This window comes from Mangrovibacterium sp. (genome assembly GCF_059905295.1).
Window position 1 is genome coordinate 1 of the sequence record NZ_JBZQJF010000263.1, and the last position, 3,867, is coordinate 3,867.

Genomic DNA, 3,867 nt, shown 5'->3' on the forward strand with positions numbered 1-3,867 from the left:
CGGATCTCCTGCTGAAAGACGACAATCAAGGCTAATACACCAACGCCAAGGAATTGTCCCATTAAGGTGTCAAGCAATTCCATGTTGAGCGCCCGAATGAGTAGCCAAAACAGGTAAACAACAAACAATCCGATAAAGATATTAAAGGCAACTGTTCCTTTTATCAGCATATAGAGCTGATAAAGCAGATAAGCCACCAACAAAATGTCGAGAATATCTAAAAACCGGATGGTGATAAACAGGTTCATCTACTTGGCTGTCTCTTTTAATTTATTGAAAAGCTTTACTGCATGAACGGCTTCTTTGACATCGTGAACCCGCAAGATGTCTGCTCCGCCAAGCAGGGCCATGGTATTGGCAGCTATGGTTGCCGGTAAGCTGTTTTCTGCATCAATTTCCAGTGTTTTGTATAACATTGACTTCCGGCTTACACCAACTAAAACGGGTAGCTGAAAGACTTTAAAAGCATCCAGCCGGTTTAGCAGATCATAGTTATTCTCCAGACTTTTCCCGAAGCCAAATCCCGGATCCAGGATGACATCTTTGACGCCGGCTTTAGTTAGTTTCCGAACTTTATCGGAGAAGAATTTTGAAATGTCTTTGATCACATCTTCATATTCCGGCGTTTCGTGCATATCGGCTTGTGTTCCGTGAATGTGCATCAAAATGTATGGAACTCCGAGTTTCGCGATGGTATCGTACATGTGTTCGTCGAATGTGCCACCGGAAATGTCGTTCACAATACATTCGCCAACTTCGTCAATAATGCGCAGGGCCACCCATGAACGATAAGTATCGATGGATAAGGGAATTTCCGGGAATCGTTTCCGCACCTCCGTGATAACCGGTAACAAGCGGGTCAATTCTTCCTTAGTTGATACATTTTCGGCTCCGGGACGGGTTGATACTGCACCAATGTCGATGATATCGGCACCATCTGCGATCATTTGTTCGGCTCGGGCAACAGCAGCATCAACACTGTTATATTTGCCACCATCGAAAAACGAGTCGGGGCTTACATTTAAAATCCCCATGACGATGGGGCTGGTTAAATCCAATAGTTTGCCATTCAGACTAATGGAACTTTTACGTTTGAAAAATTTACTGGCCGAACCTGTTATCAACATAAATCCTAACGATTTGAGAAGTTATACAATGTATCTTACAAATGTAAAAATATGCCGTCAAATTACGCATTTAATTCCTATTTTTATGGCTGAATAGGGCTTGAAAAGCCCTGCAAAAAGGAAGTTTTACGCTGGTTTCGAGTTGTAATTGGAACTTTGACCAGCTTACCTTCGAAAGATAGATTATCAAAAAAACTTTGTTGTATTAATTTCAAAATGGAAAAAACAATTCAGGAATACAAACATGTCATTGCGATTTGCGAGGACATCTTTACCAAGAAAATGCAGGATTACGGTACAGCATGGCGCATTTTACGTCCCAGCTCACTGACTGATCAAATCTTCATTAAAGCTCAGCGTATCCGAAGTATTGAGATGAAAGGCACGATGAAAGTTGATGAAGACAGTCGCTCGGAATACATCGGGATTATTAATTACTGCATCATGGCCTTAATTCAGCTGGAAAAGGGAATTGCTGAAACCGATGATCTGAGCCATGAGGAAACGCTGGATCTTTACCGCCTTTATTTCAACAAAGCGCTCGATTTGATGTTGAATAAAAATCATGATTACGATGAGGCTTGGCGTTTTATGCGAATTAGCTCAATTACCGATTTAATTTTGATGAAGATTAAGCGGACCAAGCAAATCGAAGATAATGCCGGTAAAACCCTGATTTCGGAAGGTATTGATGCAAATTACCTCGATATGATTAACTATGCGGTATTTGCGATGATCAAGCTGGAATTTCCGGACTAAGGCAACGGTTCGTAATGGCAAACAACTAAAACAACATACTTGATGAAATACATTTGGCACCTTTGTCGCATCTTACTGGGACTGGTTTTTATATTCTCCGGATTTGTAAAAGGGATTGATCCGCTGGGCTCAGCCTACAAGTTTACCGACTATTTCCAGGCCTGGAATATGGAGGCTTTTGTGGGTTTGGCTCTACCGTTGGGAATTTTGTTGTCGCTTGCCGAATTTGTTACCGGTATAGCCTTGGTAACAAATGTGCTCAATAAGTTTTTCAGTTGGTTTGCATTGCTGTTTATGGCCTTTTTTACGGTTGTTACGCTTGTTGTTGCAACCAGCAATCCGGTAACCGACTGTGGTTGTTTCGGCGATGCTTTGACCCTGACTAACTGGCAAACTTTCTACAAGAATATTCTCTTCTCAGCTTTTGCAATTATTATTGTTGTTTACGGGAAAAAATACCGTCCAACGAAGTTTCCGCTAATTGCCACTATTATGGCAGGTACAACCGTGTTGGTGTTCGCTTATTTGATTGATTATTCCTACAACCATTTGCCGATCATCGATTTCAGACCCTATAAAATAGGCACAAACATTCCGGAAGGGATGATGATGCCGGCTGATGCACCACAAGATAAGTATGCCAATGTTTTTGTCTATGAAAACCTGAAAACTGGAAAGAAAAAAGAGTTTACAGAGCAAAATTATCCCTGGCAGGATACCTTAACCTGGAAGTTTGTATCGATGGATACCGAGCTGGTCCAAAAAGGTTATGAGCCGCCTATTCATAATTTCACAATTGAAACACAGGATGGGGAAGATATTAAGGACTTTTTCCTGTATGATGATACCTATACCTTCATGTTCATATCGAAAGACCTGGAAGAAGCAGATTGGTCGGCTTTGGATCGAATTAAATCGTTGAGTAATTACGCTATTCACAATGGCATGAACTTTATTGGCTTAACGGCGTCGCTTTTGGATGATGCACAGGCGATTGCTGCAGAGAAGAATCTGCCTTTTGAGTTTTTCAATACCGACGAAATCACCTTAAAGACAATCATTCGTGCTAACCCGGGGCTGGTTCTGATGAAAAAGGGCACCATTATCGATAAATGGCATTTCAACGATATCCCTACAGTTGATGAGTTTGAAAGAGAGTTGGCATATTTGGATGCAAAGAAGAAATAACCCGATAAAATGGGTGGATAAGATAGGCCGGCTTCCGAAAGGAGTCGGCTTTTTTGTGGTCAAAAAAGTTCCTTCGCCACTGGCTAAAATGGGATTTTTTTATTGAAAAAAATGTAAGGAGTAAGTTGTAGCTATTCCGTTTTATATTTAAAAGTCCCCCGCCTATCGTAAAATAATACGAAGTAAATTCTCTGTAAGGTGAGAGAAGGATTTCTCGGCGGGGGAGTTAAATTAATTAATATCTAAAGGTAATATTTTTTTGATGTTTGCTGAAAAGAAGAACCGATCTTCTTTCAGTATTTCAACCCAAAAAATAACAAGCAGAACGGTACATACCAGCGTGGATTTCGTTAACTTGCAAATCCAACAATAGCTGAATAGTTAGAGTAGAAAGCTCTATGTTCTTGTATACTAATAAAACTAACAAACTTATGAAACGACTAGTTATTCTGCTGGCTGTTCTATTAGCATTCAATACTGTGAACGCTGAAGTGAAGCTGGCCCGGATTTTCAGTTCAAACATGGTTCTCCAACAGGGAATCGAAAACCCCGTTTGGGGATGGGCTGATAAAAACGAGAAAATCACTGTTCTGTTTGCCGGGAAAGTTTTAAAAACCAAAGCTTCGTCTGATGGAAGCTGGAGTGTAAAATTACCTTCGATGGAATATGGTGGCCCCTACACCTTGCTGGTGGAAGGCAAAAACACAGTAACAATCAAGAATATCCTGATTGGTGAAGTTTGGGTTTGCTCCGGCCAGTCCAACATGGAGTGGATTGTTCAAAATGTGAAGAA

3 protein-coding genes and 2 pseudogenes are annotated in these 3,867 nt (G+C 40.9%); 3 read left to right on the top strand and 2 right to left on the bottom strand.

Annotated features, from left to right (window positions below; translation table 11 throughout):
* Together AC37HE_RS13625 and folP are read right to left on the bottom strand one after the other, a co-directional pair.
* A pseudogene (locus AC37HE_RS13625) lies at window positions 1-248 on the bottom strand (TIGR00159 family protein); the annotation flags it as partial.
* The gene (gene folP / locus AC37HE_RS13630) at window positions 249-1,127 is read right to left on the bottom strand and encodes a dihydropteroate synthase (protein ID WP_500783402.1); all 879 of its coding nucleotides are present in this window, start codon (window positions 1,125-1,127) and stop codon (window positions 249-251) included.
* A 216-nt stretch (window positions 1,128-1,343) separates the two neighbouring features.
* Between folP and AC37HE_RS13635 the strand changes: the two genes are divergently transcribed.
* From AC37HE_RS13635 to AC37HE_RS13645, 3 genes and pseudogenes are all read left to right on the top strand, one after another.
* Window positions 1,344-1,886 (top strand): DUF1599 domain-containing protein, encoded by a 543-nt coding sequence (locus AC37HE_RS13635; RefSeq protein ID WP_500783403.1) that lies wholly within the window; start codon window positions 1,344-1,346, stop codon window positions 1,884-1,886.
* A 42-nt stretch (window positions 1,887-1,928) separates the two neighbouring features.
* Complete coding sequence (locus AC37HE_RS13640; protein WP_500783404.1) at window positions 1,929-3,074, top strand: BT_3928 family protein; 1,146 nt, start codon at window positions 1,929-1,931, stop codon at window positions 3,072-3,074.
* A gap of 431 nt (window positions 3,075-3,505) precedes the next feature.
* A pseudogene (locus AC37HE_RS13645) lies at window positions 3,506-3,867 on the top strand (sialate O-acetylesterase); the annotation flags it as partial.